General features: G+C 72.6%; 15 protein-coding genes. 10 read left to right on the top strand and 5 right to left on the bottom strand.

All coding sequences use genetic code 11. The features are described 5' to 3' along the window. Positions 1–2: 2 nt before the first annotated feature. The 7 genes from ABD466_RS13210 (at position 3) to ABD466_RS13180 (ending at position 6,223) form a co-directional block, all read left to right on the top strand. Positions 3–1,574, top strand: a complete 1,572-nt coding sequence (locus tag ABD466_RS13210) for a sugar ABC transporter ATP-binding protein (RefSeq protein ID WP_344657289.1) — start codon at positions 3–5, stop codon at positions 1,572–1,574. Positions 1,575–1,596: 22 nt separating this feature from the next. Then, entirely contained in the window at positions 1,597–2,529 is a 933-nt protein-coding gene (locus tag ABD466_RS13205; RefSeq protein WP_344657329.1) for an ABC transporter permease, read from the top strand. Between the two features lie 2 nt (positions 2,530–2,531). Further along, positions 2,532–3,587 (top strand): ABC transporter permease, encoded by a 1,056-nt coding sequence (locus tag ABD466_RS13200; RefSeq protein ID WP_344657328.1) that lies wholly within the window; start codon positions 2,532–2,534, stop codon positions 3,585–3,587. Positions 3,588–3,634: 47 nt separating this feature from the next. Next, a complete protein-coding gene (locus tag ABD466_RS13195) occupies positions 3,635–4,060 on the top strand; it encodes an RbsD/FucU domain-containing protein (RefSeq protein ID WP_344657288.1) in 426 nt (141 codons plus the stop codon). Positions 4,061–4,117: 57 nt separating this feature from the next. Then, positions 4,118–4,339, top strand: a complete 222-nt coding sequence (locus tag ABD466_RS13190; protein ID WP_344657287.1) for an EF-hand domain-containing protein — start codon at positions 4,118–4,120, stop codon at positions 4,337–4,339. Between the two features lie 393 nt (positions 4,340–4,732). After that, positions 4,733–5,650 (top strand): AurF N-oxygenase family protein, encoded by a 918-nt coding sequence (locus ABD466_RS13185; protein WP_344657286.1) that lies wholly within the window; start codon positions 4,733–4,735, stop codon positions 5,648–5,650. A gap of 33 nt (positions 5,651–5,683) precedes the next feature. After that, complete coding sequence (locus tag ABD466_RS13180) at positions 5,684–6,223, top strand: ATP/GTP-binding protein (protein WP_344657285.1); 540 nt, start codon at positions 5,684–5,686, stop codon at positions 6,221–6,223. Here the strand turns inward: ABD466_RS13180 and fxlM are convergent. From fxlM to ABD466_RS13165, 3 genes are all read right to left on the bottom strand, one after another. After that, positions 6,220–7,512 (bottom strand): methyltransferase, FxLD system, encoded by a 1,293-nt coding sequence (gene fxlM, locus ABD466_RS13175; RefSeq protein ID WP_344657284.1) that lies wholly within the window; start codon positions 7,510–7,512, stop codon positions 6,220–6,222. The two genes, ABD466_RS13180 and fxlM, sit on opposite strands and share 4 nt — an antisense overlap. A gap of 71 nt (positions 7,513–7,583) precedes the next feature. After that, positions 7,584–8,168: a hypothetical protein gene (locus tag ABD466_RS13170; RefSeq protein ID WP_344657283.1), complete on the bottom strand. Its 585-nt coding sequence runs from the start codon at positions 8,166–8,168 to the stop codon at positions 7,584–7,586. Positions 8,169–8,170: 2 nt separating this feature from the next. Beyond that, on the bottom strand, positions 8,171–9,469 hold the full coding sequence (locus ABD466_RS13165) for an MFS transporter (RefSeq protein WP_425558636.1): 1,299 nt from the start codon (positions 9,467–9,469) through the stop codon (positions 8,171–8,173). Between the two features lie 220 nt (positions 9,470–9,689). On the opposite strand from ABD466_RS13165, the gene ABD466_RS13160 reads away from it, so the two are divergent. From ABD466_RS13160 to ABD466_RS13150, 3 genes are all read left to right on the top strand, one after another. After that, positions 9,690–10,481, top strand: coding sequence for a hypothetical protein (locus ABD466_RS13160; RefSeq protein ID WP_344657282.1), 792 nt, complete (start codon positions 9,690–9,692; stop codon positions 10,479–10,481). Positions 10,482–10,554: 73 nt separating this feature from the next. Further along, positions 10,555–11,355, top strand: coding sequence for a hypothetical protein (locus ABD466_RS13155; RefSeq protein WP_344657281.1), 801 nt, complete (start codon positions 10,555–10,557; stop codon positions 11,353–11,355). 152 nt (positions 11,356–11,507) lie between these two features. Then, positions 11,508–13,754 (top strand): acyltransferase family protein, encoded by a 2,247-nt coding sequence (locus ABD466_RS13150; RefSeq protein ID WP_344657280.1) that lies wholly within the window; start codon positions 11,508–11,510, stop codon positions 13,752–13,754. A 16-nt stretch (positions 13,755–13,770) separates the two neighbouring features. Here the strand turns inward: ABD466_RS13150 and ABD466_RS13145 are convergent, their stop codons facing one another. Next, positions 13,771–14,451 (bottom strand): response regulator, encoded by a 681-nt coding sequence (locus tag ABD466_RS13145; RefSeq protein WP_344657279.1) that lies wholly within the window; start codon positions 14,449–14,451, stop codon positions 13,771–13,773. After that, a complete protein-coding gene (locus tag ABD466_RS13140) occupies positions 14,435–15,604 on the bottom strand; it encodes a GAF domain-containing sensor histidine kinase (protein ID WP_344657278.1) in 1,170 nt (389 codons plus the stop codon). The genes ABD466_RS13145 and ABD466_RS13140 overlap by 17 nt, the downstream gene beginning before the upstream one ends. Positions 15,605–15,709 lie beyond the last annotated feature (105 nt).

The raw sequence follows: 15,709 nt of genomic DNA, 5'->3' as shown, positions 1-15,709 counted from the left end.
CCATGCCCGTGGTGCTCGATGTCGAAAACGTCTCCAAAGGGTTCCCCGGAGTGCGGGCCCTCGATCGGGTGTCCCTCGGGCTGCGGTCCGGACGGGCCCACGGCCTGGTCGGGGAGAACGGGGCCGGCAAGTCCACGCTCATCAAGGTCCTGACCGGGGTGTACCGGCCGGACTCCGGCGTCGTCCGGCTCGGCGGGACCGAGACGGCCTTCACCGGGCCCGCCGACGCCCAGCGTGCCGGGATCTCCACGATCCACCAGGAGGTCGATCTCATCCCGCTGATGAGCGTGGCGCGCAACGTCTTCCTCGGGCGCGAGCCGCGCAACCGGTTCGGCCTGATCGACGGCGCCGCGCTGAACGCGGCCGCGGCCGAGCTGCTCGCGCGCTACGGGGTGCGGGCCGACGTGCGCCGGCCGCTCGGCGGCTACGGTCTGGGCACGCAGCAGATGGTGGCGCTGGCCCGGGCGATGTCCTTCGACGCGCGGGTCGTCGTCATGGACGAGCCGACGTCCTCGCTGGAGCCGCGGGAGGTCGCGACGCTGTTCGAGGTCGTCGACCGGCTCAAGGAAGACGGCGTGGCGGTGTGCTACGTCAGCCACCGCATGGACGAGCTCTACCGGCTCTGCGACGACGTCACGGTCCTGCGCGACGGACGCCGGGTCCACACCGGGGAGCTGGCCGGGCTGAAGCGGGTGGACCTGGTCGCGCTGATGCTCGGCCGGGACAGCGGAGAGTTGAGGGCGCACGGTGCCACCGCCTTCAGCGGCGAGCACCATGCCGACGGCGAGCCGGTTCTGCGGGCGTCCGGGCTGGTCAGCCGGCCGCGAGTGGCCGGGGTCTCGGTCGAGGTCCGCCCCGGCGAGGTCGTGGGCCTGGCCGGGCTGCTCGGATCCGGACGGAGTGAGACGGCGCGGGCCATCGCCGGGTCCGCGCCGCGGCAGGCCGGATCGGTGGAGGTGGCCGGGACCCGCGTGGCCGGAGGCCCCGGTGCGGCCATCCGGGCCGGTGTCAGCATGCTGGCCGAGGACCGCAAGGCCGACGGGATCATCCCGAACCTGTCGATCCGGGAGAACATCGTCCTGGCGGCGCTGCCGCGGCTGTCGCGGGGCGGCGTCGTCAGCCGTGCGCGGCAGGACCGGGTGGTGGCGACGTTCATGACGCGGTTGCGGATCAAGGCCTCCAGCGCCGAGCAGAAGGTCGGCGAACTGTCCGGAGGCAACCAGCAGAAGGTGTTGCTGGCCCGCGCCCTGTGCCTGGAGCCGAAGGTGCTGCTGCTCGACGAGCCGACCCGGGGCATCGACGTCGGGGCCAAGGCGGAGGTGCAGGCCCTGATCGACGAGCTCGCCGGGCAGGGGCTCGGGGTGCTGCTGATCTCCTCGGACACCGAGGAGCTGATCGAGGGCGCCGACCGCCTGGTGGTGCTGCGGGACGGCACGGTGTCCGGGCAGGTTCCGCCCGGGCGCGTCACCGAGGCGGCGTTGCTGGCGGCGCTGGCCGCCGAGGAGCCCGACGTGTCCGAGGATCCCGACGTCGCTCAGGACCCTGATGTGCCCGAGGAGGCCGACCGTGGCTGAGGCTGCCGCCGCACCGCGGACGATGAGCGGCGCGCGAGGCGCCGTGCTGCAGGAGTACGGCGTGTACCTCGCTGTCGCCGTGCTCATCGTGTTCAACCTGGCCTTCACCGCCAACTTCTGGTCCGCCGCGAACCTGCGCACCCAACTGGTCCAGGCCGCGCCGGTGGTCATCGTCGCGGTGGGGATGGCGCTGGTGATCGGGACCGAGGGGATCGACCTCTCGGTCGGCGCCGTCATGGCGTTGGTCGCCGCGCTCATCCCGTTGTACCTCGGCTACGGCGTGGCCGCGGCGTTCGCGGTCGCGCTCGTGGCGGGCGCCTTGTCCGGCCTGCTCAGCGGGACCCTGGTCGCGGTGCTCGGGGTCCAGCCCATCGTCGCGACGCTGGCGCTGCTGGTCGGCCTGCGCGGCTTGGGGCTGGTCATCGCGCACGGGCAGCTGGTCGACGTCCACGACGCGGCGCTGCTCGACCTCGGCAGCGGAGCGTTGCTGGGGATTCCGGTGATCGTGTGGTTCGCCGCCGGCGCCGCCGCGTCGGCCGGGCTGCTGGTCGGCCGCACCACGTTCGGCCGGCAGCTGGTGGCCGTCGGCGGCAACCGGTCGGCCGCGGCGCTGTCCGGGCTTCCGGTGCGCAGGATCCTGATCACGGTGTACGTGCTCTGCGGAGTCCTCGCGGCCCTGGCCGGCGTCCTGGCCACCGCGCGGCTGCGGGCCGGCGACCCGGCGGACACCGGTCAGCTCATGGAGCTCTCGGCGATCACCGCGGTGGTGGTCGGGGGCACGCCGCTGACCGGCGGCCGGGTGCGGGTGCCGGGCACCGTCGCCGGCGCCCTGCTGATGCAGCTGGTCCGGGCCACGCTGATCAAGCACGACCTGCCGGACTCGACGGCACAGATGGTGCAGGCCGCGCTGATCGTCGTCGCGGTGTACACGGCCCGGGAACGGAGTACTCGGTGAGCATGGTGTCAGAACCCTTGTCCGAGCCGGCTTCCCCACCGTCCGGCTCGGCGCCGGGAACGGATCCCGGGTCGCGCGCCGCCCGGTTCCGGGCCCGCGAGGCCCGCCGGCTGCTGGCCGCCTCGGTGCTGCAGCGGCAGGGCGCCGCGGTCGTGCTGGTGCTGCTGTGCGTCTACGCCTGGATCGCCTATCCGCACTTCGGCACCGGCGACAACCTGCGCGACCTGGCGCTCCAGAGCTCGTTCCTGGCGGTCGTCGCGCTCGGCATGACCTTCGTCATCATCACCGGCGGCATCGACCTGTCGGTGGGCTCGGTCTACGCACTCGGTGGTGTGCTCGCCGCCTACGGGGCACGCGGCGGCTTCTTCGGCGCACTGCTGCTGCCGCTGGCGGTCTGCGGGACGCTCGGCGTGGTGCAGGGGCTGATCATCGCGCGGACCGGGATGGCGCCGTTCATCGTGACGCTGGCCGGGATGCTGTTCGCCCGCGGGCTGCTGCTGGCCATCACCCACGAGGGTGCGGAGACGTACAAGATCGGAGCCGGGGCCGTGTTCCTGAACCTGGGGCGCGGGACCTGGTTCGGGATCGGCCATCCGGTGTGGTTCACGCTGGCGTTGTCCGGCGCCGGAGCGCTGACGCTGCGCCGTACACGGTTCGGGCAGGCGCTGTTCGCGATCGGCGGCTCGGAGTCGTCGGCGCGGCTGATGGGTCTGCCGGTGGCGCGCGACAAGGTCGTCGTGTACGGGCTGTCCGCCACGCTGGCCGGTTTCGCGGGCGCCATGACCGCGGCTTACGTGCAGTCCGGTGTCACCGTCATCGGCGTGGGCACCGAGCTGGACGCCATCGCCGCCGTGGTGATCGGCGGCACGCTGCTCGCCGGCGGGGCCGGCACCGTGCTCGGCACGCTCGTCGGGGTGCTGCTGCGCAACGTCATCCAGAACATCATCAACCAGATCGGCACCCTCGACAGCAACTACCAGTCGGTGGTGAGCGGCGGCTTCCTGCTGGTGGTCGTGGTCGCCCAACGGTGGCTCACCACCCGCCGCGTCCGCTCCTGAGCACGGCGCGCCACCCTCTCCGTCGAACCGAGCAGGAGGAGCTCGCCATGCTGCGCTATCCGCTGATCCATCCGCCCCTGCTGGAGGTCCTCGCCGCGGCCGGCCACGGCAGCAGGATCCTGATCGCCGACGGCAACTACGCGCACCGGGCCAACAGCCACGCCCGGGCCCGGGTGATCCATCTGAACCTGCGCCCGGGCCTGGTCACCGTCGACCAGGTACTGGAGGTGCTGGCGGACGCCGTGCCGATCGAGGAGGCGGCGATGATGCAGCCGGACGACGGCAGCGTGCTCACGCTGGACACCGACTACCGCAAGCACCTCGCAGCCGAGACCCCTTTGCGGATGCTGGCCCGCGAGCAGTTCTACCGGGCCTGCCTGGACCCGCTGTTGGACGCCACGGTGGCGACGGGGGACCAGCGGCACTTCGCGAACATCCTGCTGACCGTCGGGGCGCTGAAGCCGGGCGGGTGAGCGAGTCGGTATCGTGGCCGGACATCGACTCGGGGAAAGATCGTGGGAGGTACGGCTGTGGGGCAGCATCGGAAGACGCCTGAAGACGTGGAGAAGGTGTTCCAGTCGTTCGACTTGGACGGCGACGGCCAGATCACGCCCGAGGAGCTCAAGGCCGCACTGGCCGAACTCGGCGAGGACGTCACGGTGGAGGACGCGGCCGAGCGGATCGGCACGGGCGACGCCGACCACGACGGGAAGATCAGCCTGGCCGAGTTCCAGGCGATGATGGCGGGCTGAGCTCGCCGAGGCAGGAAAGGCCCCCCGGGCGCCCGGGGGCCTTTCGCACATCATGAGCCGTCCCGATCTGACGGAAGCCGAAGGATGCGCCTCCCGGCCGGCAGAACCGTCGTGATGGCAGCTCCACCGGACTGGTGCGGGCGGTCGGCGACGGGACCGCGACGATCAGCGTCACGGTCGACGGCGTGACCGGGACCGCGCCGACCGTCGTGCGTCCCAGCCGCTGTTCGAGCCGATCCGCCGGGGGATCGCGCGGGTCGCGTCGCCGGCGGCGGCCCGGCGATGGGAGCGCCCCTTGACACGCAAGACTCCCGTGTCAATCATGGACCTCGGGTTACCGCTGGTAACCCCGGCTTGCCGAGGTGCGGATCGCAGAGCAAGGGGAGGGGCGGGATGGTGCGCGCGACGGCGCTTGACCAGAAACGACTGGACAAGGAGCAGGTGGCGGCCAAACTGCTGGACGCCTCGGCCAAGCACTCGTTCGACCCGGTGCACGAGGTCGACTGGGAGCAGCCCCAACCCTCCGATCTCTTCTACGCCACCCCCGAGCACATCTCGCTGTACGGCACGCCGCTGTGGGAGCGCATGACGCCCGAGCAGCGGATCGAGCTGAGCAAACAGGAGATCGTCAACATCATGTCGATGGGGATCTGGTTCGAGACCATCCTCATGCGGATGCTGCTGAAGATGGCCTACGAGCGGCACCGCCCGGAGTCCCGCCACGTCCAGTACGCCTACACCGAAGTCGCCGACGAGTGCCGCCACTCGCTGATGTTCATCCGGATGATCGAGACCGTCGGCGCCCGCCCCTACGGCCGCCCCGGCTACCTCAACACCCTGGGCCGCTACGTCCCGGTGCTGCTGCAGGGCGCCCCGATGTGGGTGGGCACCCTGATGGGCGAGGAGATCGTCGACGTCATGCAGCGCGAGATGATCCGCGACGAGCGGGTGCAGCCGCTAGTCCGCCAGGTCTCGAAGATCCACGTCATCGAGGAGACGCGCCACGTCAAGTACGCGCGCGAGGCACTGGCCCGGCGCATCCCGCGGGCCGGGCGCCTCGAGCGCGAGCACGCCCGCCTGGTCGCGGCCGAGAGCGCGGTCGTGGTCAGCGAGTTCATGGTGAACCCGGCCGTCTACCGGCGCGTGGGGATCACCGACCCGGCCGCGGCCCGACACCTGGCCAAGCGCAACGAGCACCACATCGAGGTGAAGCGGCGCGCCGCGGCGAAGGTGGTGCCCTTCTTCGAGGAGCTCGGCCTGATGGGCGGGCCGGCGATGAAGCGGTGGCGGCTTTCGGGCTTCGTGGCTTGAGCCGGGGTAGGCGTGTCGAGGTGAGGACTCAGCATGAAGCGTTACGTGCTCACAGGCACACCAGGCGCGGGCAAGACCACGGTGATCGACGAACTCCGGCGGCTCGGGCATCCGACCGTCGGCGAGGCCGCGACCGAGGTGATCGCGCGTGGTCAGGCGGCAGGGGAGGCGGCGCCCTGGGAGGGGCCGGGGTTCGTCGACCGGGTCCTGGCGATGCAGCAGGAACGGGAAGTTGCGGCGCGCGGCGGCGGGGTGTGGTTCTTCGACCGGTCGCCGGTGTGCACGCTGGCGTTGAGCCGGTACCTGGGACGCAGGCCGAGCCGGGCGTTGACCGCTGAGATCGAGCGGATCCGGCGTGCGGGGACGTACGAGCGGACCGTGTTCTTTCTGGCGAACCTCGGATTCGTCGAGCCGACCGCGGCGCGGCGGATCAGCTTCGAGGACGCACTGGTCTTCGAGCGGGTGCACCGCGAGGTGTACGGGGAGCTCGGGTATGAGCTCTGCGACATCCCGGTCGCGGCGCCGGGAGAGCGGGCGGCGGCGATCCTGGAGCAGGTCGCCGCGGGTCGCTAGGCGCGGGGGCCGGCGCTGTCGGGCCGTGGCCAATCCACCGTGATCCGTACGTGCCTTCTGGCCACGACGAGATCGGCCTCCGGCGCCGGTGCGTCGATCGGCCAGGCGGTGATGGTTGGGGACGGGCCGCGGCGGTGGTCGCGGTCCCAGATGGCGATGCGCTCCACGAGGTCGGCGGCGAGGGTGGCGGCGTCGGGGCCGAAGGCGTGGGCGCCGAGCTCGACGCGGCCGTCGGGCAGCGAGGTGGCGGTGAGGTGGGCGAACGCTGTCTCGGTCGCCACCGCCGGGGTGCCCGAGCGCAGCGCCGGTTCGAGTGGCTCGGAACCGGGGGCGCCGGGCGGGCCCGGGACGGCCGGGGCGCCGGGGAGGTGGACCGTGAGCTGGCAGTAGCCGGGATAGGCGGTGGCCAGCCACAGCGGAAGGGTGTCCCACGGCTCCCAGCGCCAGACCCGGACGCCGGACCAGCGCTCGGCGCGCGGGGTGCGCAGCAGTGCCTCGACGTGTTCGGCGGACGGGAGCGCGTCGACGTCGTCCGCCTCGAGTGCGAGGTCGCCGGCGTGGAGCGTCAACTCCTCGCCGGCGTGGCGGCCCGCGCCCCGCATCTTGACGAACCCGCACATCCGCGCCGAGCGGCTGACCAGGTGCTCGCCGACGCGGTCGAAGGCCAGGGAGCGGGTCAGCCCCCGCAGGCGCAGCGGGACGACGATCCGGCCGTCCGGGGTGAGCTGTCCGATCCAGGCCGGCGGCAGGTCCCAGGCCTCGACGGTGACGACGACGCGGTCGTAGGGCGCGTACTCCGGGACGCCGTCCTCGGCGTCGGCGGTGACCACGCGCACCTCGGGATATCCGGCGTCGTCGAGGCACGCGCGCGCCCGCGCGGCGACGTCCGGGTCGATGTCGACCGTGGTGACCTCGCCGTCGGGCCCGGCGAGTTCGGCCATCAGCGCCGCGTTGTAGCCTCCGGAGCCGATCTCCAGCAGGCGCGCGCCCGGCGTGATCTCGGCCTGCTCCAGCATGATCGCCTGGATGTCCGGCGCGCTGACCGAGCTGGTCGGCACTCCGGCGCGATCCCGCTGCACGAAGACGACCTGGTTCGCGTAGGCGAGCTCCAGCGGCAGCCCCGGCACGAAGCGGTGGCGGGGCACGACGCGCAGCGCCGCCGCGAGCCGGGGCGTGGACACGGCGCCTTCCGCGACGAGGCGATCGGCGAGGGCTTCGCGCAGGCCGGCGGCGCGGGGGTCCTCGGGGGTGGCGGTCGGGCGCGCCCGGGGTGAGGGCTCCGGCGCCACGCGCGCCACCTCCTCGCCTCCGCTGCCGCGTCTGGGCCGTCTGGGCCGGCACAGCCTTCGCAGCCTTCGTATCAGGCTTCATCCCCCGGCGGGTACAGCGAATAAGCCTTTTCATACCGTGTTCCCTCCTCCGGGTGGTCGGGTAGTGCGGGATGCGGTGTCCGGCCGCCGACGACGGTCCGGATGGCGCCCCGGCTGAGCGGGTGCGCGTACCCCTCGCGAAGCAGCCAGCCGCGGACCGCGGACTGGTGGCCGGGAACGGTGTGGCACGGGTCGCGGCAGCTGCGCAGCACGATGCCGATCGGCTCGCCGGTGAGGGCGCCGAGCAGGAGCAGGGCGCCGAAGGTGGTGCCGGCGCCCGCGCGGTCGGTGAGGCAGCGCCGGTCGCGGCGGGACATCGCCAGGTCCGCGGCCAGGCCCGGGGTCCCGTCGTCGCCGCGGGCCAGGCAGGTGGCCAGGTGTTCGCCGGTCGCCGCCGTGCGCGCCAGCCGGTCCAGCAGGTCTCCGGCCAGGCGGCGGGCGGCGGCGATGGCGGCCAGCGGGTCCGGGACGCTTTCGGCGGCGTCCCAGATCGCTCGGCCGGCCGCGCGGGCGACCTGGTCGGCGTGCTTGGTCCACAGGCGGGACGGGGCCCGGGAGACGGCGTCGGCGGTCATGGTCAACCCCCTGATGGTGCGGACGGTTCGGGTTCGATCACTGTTTCGATCACCGTAGCCGAGGGGTCCGACAAGTTCTGATTTTCCTGCTGGAAGTGGCGTATATCGGGCACGGCGAGCACCGCGAGGTTGGAGACGAACTGGAAGACCGCGCCGAACGCCAGGAACGCCGCGAGCCCGAACACCGAGGCCAGGGGTCCGGCCGCGGCCAGTCCGATCGGTCCGAGGGCGAAGGCGCCGACGGTCTGGTACGCGGTGATGCGGCCGAGGACCTCGGGCGGCACGCGCTGCTGGATCACCGTGTTCTCCAGCGCGCCGCCGATCGCCGCCCCGGCTCCGGTGACGGCGGCCGCGGCGCAGACCCACGGGAGCGGGAGGCTGCTGGCGAGGAGCGCGGGGGTGAGGACGTACCCGAAGGCGGCGAGGACCGTCACCAGCAGGGGGCGGCGGGGCCGCCGTCCGAGCAGCGCCAGCCCGCCGAGGATCGAGCCCGCGCTGTTGGCGGCCAGGACGAGGCCCCAGGCGCCGGCGCCGCCGAGCCTCTGGTCGGCGACCACCGGCCCCAGGACCAGATACGGGGCCCAGACCAGGGCGTTGAAGAGACAGAACTGGAGGGTGGTGGCCCACAGCCAGGTCCGGGAGCGGAACTCCTGCCAGCCGTCCCGCAGCTCCCTGATGACGGAGGGCGCTTCGCCGGGCTCCGGCTGCGGCACGTGCGCCAGGCGGAGCAGCACGATGACGCTGACCGCGTAGCTGGCGGCGTCGACGAGCAGGACGGCGGCCGGGCCCGCGGTGCCGTGCCAGAGGGACGCGACGAGGCCGCCGATCGCGGGACCGGCCACGCCGGCGCTGGAGACGGCCACGCTGAGCAGGGCGTTGGCGTCGCCGAGGCGGTCGGCCGGGATCAGCTGGGGGATCAGGGCCTGGAGAGAGGGCGTGAACACGCCTTCGCCGATGCCGGACAGGACGGCGGCCACGGTCATGGCCGGGAGCGTGGCGTGGCCGGTGAGCAGCAGGAGGGCGAAGGCGGCCTGGGCGCCGCAGCGCAGGACGTCCGAGGCGATCATCACCGTGCGGCCGCCGAGCCGGTCCGCGAAGACGCCGCCGAGCAGGAGGAGCAGGACGACGGGGACGATGCGCGCGGCCATGACATAACCGAGGCCGGCGGGGCCGACGCCGGTGTGCAGGACCGCGAAGGCGGTGGCGACCGGAGCCATGGCGGTCCCGACCTTGGAAGTGAGGTAGCCGGTGAAGAACCAGCGGAAGTCGCGGTCGGCGAGAGCGGAGAACATTCGTGACACGGAGGGAGCGTGGCCGCCGGACGGAGGGCGGCTCAATGGTTTTCTGCGCCGAAGTTGAGTCTCTTTGCATTAACTTTGCAGAGAGAGGTTATTGCCGCAGTAAACAGCTGGCTCATCCTGGGGGGATAGACTTCTTCGGTCGTGTTTCAAGGGGAGGTCGTGAAGGGTGTTTACTGCGGCAGAATCAGCTTCCGCGAGCGGGACGCCCATCGCGCCGCCAGTGGAATACGCGGTCGCGGTGGACCGGTTCCTCGCGGAGGCGGGGCTGAGCGCGGCGTCGCAGCGCGTGTACCGGATCGCGTTGACGACGTGGGCGTGGATGCTGGTCGAGCGGGAGTCCCCGGTGGGTGAGTCGCGGCGGGGGGCGGCGGCGCCGGTGGTGCCGCTGGGATTGGTCGACAGCGATGCGGCGCCTTTCCGCTTGGCGGCGGGGTTCGCCGCTCGGGAGACGGCGGTGGGCGCGCGGACGGCCAACCGGGAACTGGCGATCCTCCGCAGCGCTCTGTCGTGGTGGCGCGCCCGGGGGTGGGTGGCGTCGGATCCGACGGTCGGAATTCGAAGGCGGGCGATGTCCGCTGTGGGGGCCGGCGCGGAGCCGTTGAGCGAGGAGCAGGCGCGGGCGGTGCTGCGGCTGCGGGCGCCGTTGCGGGAGCAGGCGCTGTGGCACGCCGTGTACGACAGCGGTGGCGGGATCGAGCGGATCTTGGCGCTGGACGTGTCGGACCTGGATCCCTCCGGCCGTCGTACGCGTCCCGGCGCGGCGGGTCCGGCTCTGCACTGGCGCCCGGCGACGGGACGGTTGCTGGCCCTGCTGGCCGCCGGCCGGCCCTCAGGGCCGCTGTTCCTGACGGACCGGCGCGCGCCGGCGGGGACGCCCGCGAGGAACCGGTGCGCCGTGACGGGACGAGCGCGGCTGTCGTACCGGCGGGCGGCGGAGGTGTTCGGGGAGGCCACGCGGGAGCTGGACGAAGAGGGACGGGGGTGGACGCTGCGGCGCTTGCGGCGGGGATGAGGATCTTGCGATCGGCCGCAGGCGTGATCACAGAGCATTGACGCTGGGGCGGCCGGCCCGGAAGGATGACCTCATGCGCCTCCTGCGTCGGATGCGCGCCGACCTGTCCATGGGCGAGAACCTTGAGCTGTACAGCACGGTTCTGCTCGCGCTCACGCTCGGTGCGCTCGGGGTCTTCGACGTCGTCGGTACCAAAGTCCTGGCCGCCGCCACTTTGGCGACTCTGGCCCTGCTCGCCACCGGAACGCTGACCAGCCGTCGGCGTGTCGAGGACCTGGCCGCGCTCGTCCGCAGCCGGAAGGCCGGCGAACTGTCCGCCGAGGACTTCTTCACCAAGGACAAACCGGGTCTGGGCGAACAGGTCCGGGCCGCCCGCGATATCAGGATCCTCGGCGTCACCTTGTCCCGGACCATCCGCAACCTCGTTGACGAGCTCCAGCACGCCGCCCGCGACGGAGCCGTGATCAAAGTCGTGCTCATCGACGCCCGGACCGACGCCCCGGCCCAGGCCGCGGCCCGCAGCACCATCTCCGACCAGCCCGAGGTCTTCGAGAACCGGCTCCGCCCGACCATCGACCTGCTGATCGAGCTGGCGCGGACCCCGGGTGCCACCGGCCGGGTCGAGGTGCGCTTCCTGCCGTTCGTCCCGGCCTTCGGCCTGGTGCTGCTCGACTCGCAGCGCGCGAACGGCCGCATCTATGTGGACGTCTACTCGCACAAGTCGGCCGGCGGGGACGCGGTCTTCGCGCTCGTGCCGCAGCGCGACGGCCAGTGGTATCCCCATTTCGAGGGCGAGTTCGAGCGGGTCTGGGAGGTCGGCCGGCCGGCGGACGCCTCGGACGGATTCCCGGTGCCGGCCGTGCCGACTGTCTGAAAACTACTGGTCCGGACGGGTGATTCCCCGGCGATCTCCGTCACCTTGGGGTTGACGGTTCGCGACAATTGGGACATAGGGTGGTATGCCCCCAGGGAGGGGCGGGGCGTTCCCCCGGGCGCCGGATCAGTGCCTTTACTGAGGTGGCGGACATGGAGCCTGCTGAGGGTGCGCGGCTGCTTCCGCGTCTCAGGTTCGTGGCGTTGCCGGCCTTCGGGGCGGGTGCCGGTGCCGCGCGCGGTGGTGCCACGGCGCCGGGGACCGAGCGGGCGGCGGGTTCGCGGATCCGGGCACTGGATGGGCTGCGTGCCGTGGCGGTGGTCGCAGTGCTGCTCTACCACGCGGGGATCCCGCGGGTCCGGGGCGGGTTCCTGGGCGTCGACGTCTTCTTCGTGCTGTCCGGCTATCTCATCACCGGCGTGCTGGCTCGGGAGTACATCGCGGCGGGCGCGGTCGCGCTGCGCCGCTTCTACATCCGCCGGGCGCGGCGCCTGCTGCCCGCCCTCTTCACCGTCATCGCAGGGGTCTGTGCCTTTGTGGTGCTATGGCTGCCCGGTGAAGCGGAGGGGTTCCGCGACGACGCCACGGCCTCCCTCCTCTATGTCACCAACTGGTGGTTTGTCGGGAAAGGCCAGTCCTACTTCGGGGGCACCGGGCGGCCGAGTCTGCTCCTGCATCTGTGGTCGTTGGCCGTCGAGGAGCAGTTCTATCTTGTGTGGCCGATGTTCTTGTTGGTCGCCTTGGGCCGAGCGAGCCACGGGGCGACCGTGCATGCCGAGCGAGTCAGCGCTCTGTGGCGAGCCGTCGGATGGGCGACCCTGCTGTCCGCGTGCTCCATCGGGCTCACGACTTTGCTCTACTCGCCGTGGCACGACCCCTCACGGGTCTACTACGGCGCCGACACCCGGGCTTTCGAGTTGCTCATCGGGGTGATCGCCGCCCTCGTCCAGATCGCCCGGGCTGAGCACTGTGAGCTCCGTGAACCCCGTGAGCTCCGTGAACCTCACAAACCCCGTGAACCCCATGGCCGAGTGCAGGCGGTCCGCCGCATCGCCACCGAATCAGCCTCCTTTTTCACCCTGGCCGCCATCCTCTGCGCCTTCACCCTCGTCCCCGCGAATGCCTCGATCCTCTATCCGGCCGGTTTGATCGCCCTGTCCTTGGCCGCGGCCGTCCTCATCAGGACCTTGGTCACGGGCACCGCCGTCGCGGGGCTGCTGGCCTCCCAACCCTTCGTCTGGCTCGGCGAACGCTCCTACGCCCTCTACCTCTGGCACTGGCCGATCTTCGACGTCACCCGCCCCGGCACCGATCTCGCTTGGCCTCCGGACGCCGTCCTCCTCTTGCGGATCGGGCTCTCCGTCCTGCTCGCCGCCCTCACCTACCGCTTCATCGAGACCCCGGTCCGCCACGGGGCCCTCGGCCGCGCCGCTTCGCGAGCCCGCGCCGCCCTGGACGACCGCCGTCCCGCCGTTCCGGTCGCGACCGCCGGAGCCGTGCTCGCCGTCGTCGCCGCGGCCGCCATGCTCACCGACACCCTCCTCGTCACCGCCGCCGCGCATCCGGCCGATGCCCGCGCCGTCGCGGTCGACAGGGGCCCGGCCGCCGCGCTCGCCGGTGCGGCTCAGGACGCGGCCCCGGTACCGAAGCCCCAGCCGCAGCCCCGACCCCACGCCGCCGCTCCCGGCGAGGTCCCCGCGTACCCCACGGCCCTGCCCCCGCCCCCGGCGCACCCGCCGCGCGTCGCCCTCATCGGCGACTCCCAGGGCATGACCCTGGCCCTCAACAGCCCGCCCGACACCTCGGCCTACCTCACCCTCCTCGACGCCACCACCGAAGGCTGCGGTCTTCTCGGAGGCCGCATCAGCAGCAGTGCCGGCGATCGCCGCGACCTGGACGCCGAATGCGGCCACACACTCGCGTCGTGGGCCAAGCGCATCCAGCGCGACCGCGCCGACGACGCGGTGCTGATGATCGGAGCCTGGGATCTGTTCGACGAGAAGGTCGACGGCAAGACGCTCGCGTTCGGCACCCCTGACTGGGACGCCTACTTCACCGACCGCCTCACGGCAGCCGTCACGGCGCTGAAGGCCACCGGCCTGCCTCGCCTCGACCTCGCTCTGTTGCCCTGCTACCGCCCGGTCCGCACTTCAGGGGCCTCCGGCGGGCTGTGGCCGGAGCGCGGTGACGACTCCCGCACCGCGCACGTCAACTCTCTGCTGTCGGCGTACGCGAAGGCTCCGGCACACCACGTCCGCGCCCTGTATCCGCCGCCGGAGTTCTGTCAGGACCCGGTCATCTCCGCCAGCCGTGCCTATCGCTGGGACGGCGTCCACTACTACAAACCGGGCGCCCGGTTGTACCTGCGTACCGCGATCCCGCAGTTGCTTGCTCCGTAAAGTCGAGAAGCGGCGTCTAGCGCTCGTCCTGCGGCGCTATCCCGTGCCGCACCGCCCACAACGCGGCCTGCGTCCGATCCGCCACGCCGAGCTTCATCAGGATGTTGGACACGTGCGTCTTGACCGTCTTCTCGGCCAGCACCAGCGTCCGCGCGATCTCGCGGTTCGCCCGCCCCTGCGCGATCAGCACCAGCACCTCCCGCTCGCGTGCCGTCAGCGGCGCGGCCGGCGGGCCGGGTTCGGCCGTGCCGCCGCCGGACTCCAGCAGCGCGGCGGCCACCTCCGGCTCCAGCAGCACGTGGCCCGCGTGCACCGACCGCACCGCGGTGGCCAGGGCCGCCGGGTCGACGTCCTTGTAGACGTAGCCGCGGGCGCCGGCGCGGATGGCCGGGACGATCATGCGGCGGTCGGTGAAGCTGGTGACCACCAGCACGCGGGCCTTCGAGCCCGCCTCGCGCAGCAGCTCCATCGCGCCCACGCCGTCCACGCCCGGCATGACCAGGTCCAGCAGGATCACGTCCGGGCTCAGCTCGGCGGCCCGCTCGGCGCACTCGGCGCCGTCGGCGGCCTCGCCGACCACCTCGATGCCGTCCTGCAGCTCCAGGAACGTGCGCAGGCCCTGCCGGACCATGCGGTGGTCGTCGGCGATCAGCACTCGGATGTTCGACGCCGTGGTGACGTCAGGCCGCGCGGCCACGGTCCACCTCCAGCCGGATGGTCGTCCCCTGCCCGGGCGCCGAGGCGACGTCCAGGCGCCCGCGCACGGACTTGGCGCGGTCCCGCATCGACACCAGGCCCAGGCTGCGGCCGGCGCGGCGGACCGCGGCCGGGTCGAAGCCGGCGCCGTCGTCGGCCACCTCCAGCAGCGCGCCGCCGCAGGCTCCGGTGCCGGCCGGGCAGTGCTCGGCCAGCTTCACGATGATCGTCGTGGCGCCGGCGTGGCGCAGCGCGTTGTGCAGCGCCTCCTGGGCGACCCGCAGCAGCACCTCCTCGGCGGCCGGCGACAGGGCCTTGACGTCGGCGCCCTCGAACCGGACGCGGGGGCCGCCGGCGGTCAGGTTCACCCGGTCCAGCACCTCCACGTGCTTGCGCAGGGTGACCGCCAGGCCGTCCTCCTCCAGCTCGGCCGGCCGCAGTTCGACCACCACCGAGCGCAGTTCCTCGGCCGCCTCCCGGGCCAGGGCGGCGACCTGGTCCAGTTCGGCGTGGGCCCGCTCCGGGTCGCGCCGCAGGAGGTCGGCGGCGGCCTGGGAGGTCAGGCGCAGGGCGAACAGCTTCTGCGCGACCGCGTCGTGCAGTTCGCGGGCCAGGCGGTTGCGCTCGCGGGTGATCGCCAGCTCGCGCTCGCGCTCGTAGAGGCGGGCGTGGCGCAGGGCGATGGCGGCGTGCCCGGCCAGCACGCCGAGCAGCTCCTCGTCGTCGGCGGTGAAGCCGCCGGGCTTGTTGGCCAGGAAGATCGCGCCGAGGATCTCGTCGTCGTCGCGGATCTGCAGGCCGAGGAAGGCGTCGAGCTGCGGATGGGCCTTGGGCCACCAGCCGAACCGCGGGTCCTCGCGGATGTCGGGGAGCCGCTGGGGCGCCGGGTCCTGGAGCATCACCGCGAGCATGCCGTGCTGCCGGGGCAGCGGCCCGATGGCGGCCCACTGCTCGTCGGAGACGCCGTCGACCAGGAACTGCGCGAAGCTGCCGGCGCCGTCCGGGATGCCCAGGGCCGCGTACTCGGCGCCGATCAGCTCGCGCGCGGTGGCCACGATGGTCTGCAGGACCTCGTCGGTGGCCAGGTGGCGGCTGACCGCGAGCACCGCCGCCGACAAGCGGCGGATGGTGTCCAGCGGATTCTGGGGGGTCATGTCCGCAGGGTATCTCCAAAGATCGCCGGGCCCCATCGGGCCGCGGACCGGCGGGGCCTAGGCCGCTGGTCCTAGGACTAACGGCCCTGACCGATTCCGGTCTCG

This window comes from Catenulispora subtropica, from assembly GCF_039531675.1.
GTDB classification, from domain to species: domain Bacteria; phylum Actinomycetota; class Actinomycetes; order Streptomycetales; family Catenulisporaceae; genus Catenulispora; species Catenulispora subtropica.
This window is presented reverse-complemented; position numbering and strand designations above follow the sequence as displayed.

Excerpts from the sequence above, each read along its gene's own strand:
- ABD466_RS13200 (WP_344657328.1), top strand. The coding sequence starts at position 2,532 with ATGGTGTCAGAACCCTTGTCCGAGCCGGCTTCCCCACCGTCCGGCTCG.
- ABD466_RS13210 (WP_344657289.1), top strand. The coding sequence starts at position 3 with ATGCCCGTGGTGCTCGATGTCGAAAACGTCTCCAAAGGGTTCCCCGGA.
- ABD466_RS13155 (WP_344657281.1), top strand. The coding sequence starts at position 10,555 with ATGCGCCTCCTGCGTCGGATGCGCGCCGACCTGTCCATGGGCGAGAAC.
- ABD466_RS13180 (WP_344657285.1), top strand. The coding sequence starts at position 5,684 with ATGAAGCGTTACGTGCTCACAGGCACACCAGGCGCGGGCAAGACCACG.
- ABD466_RS13185 (WP_344657286.1), top strand. The coding sequence starts at position 4,733 with ATGGTGCGCGCGACGGCGCTTGACCAGAAACGACTGGACAAGGAGCAG.
- ABD466_RS13195 (WP_344657288.1), top strand. The coding sequence starts at position 3,635 with ATGCTGCGCTATCCGCTGATCCATCCGCCCCTGCTGGAGGTCCTCGCC.
- ABD466_RS13140 (WP_344657278.1), bottom strand. The coding sequence starts at position 15,604 with ATGACCCCCCAGAATCCGCTGGACACCATCCGCCGCTTGTCGGCGGCG.
- ABD466_RS13170 (WP_344657283.1), bottom strand. The coding sequence starts at position 8,168 with ATGACCGCCGACGCCGTCTCCCGGGCCCCGTCCCGCCTGTGGACCAAG.
- ABD466_RS13205 (WP_344657329.1), top strand. The coding sequence starts at position 1,597 with ATGAGCGGCGCGCGAGGCGCCGTGCTGCAGGAGTACGGCGTGTACCTC.
- ABD466_RS13150 (WP_344657280.1), top strand. The coding sequence starts at position 11,508 with ATGGAGCCTGCTGAGGGTGCGCGGCTGCTTCCGCGTCTCAGGTTCGTG.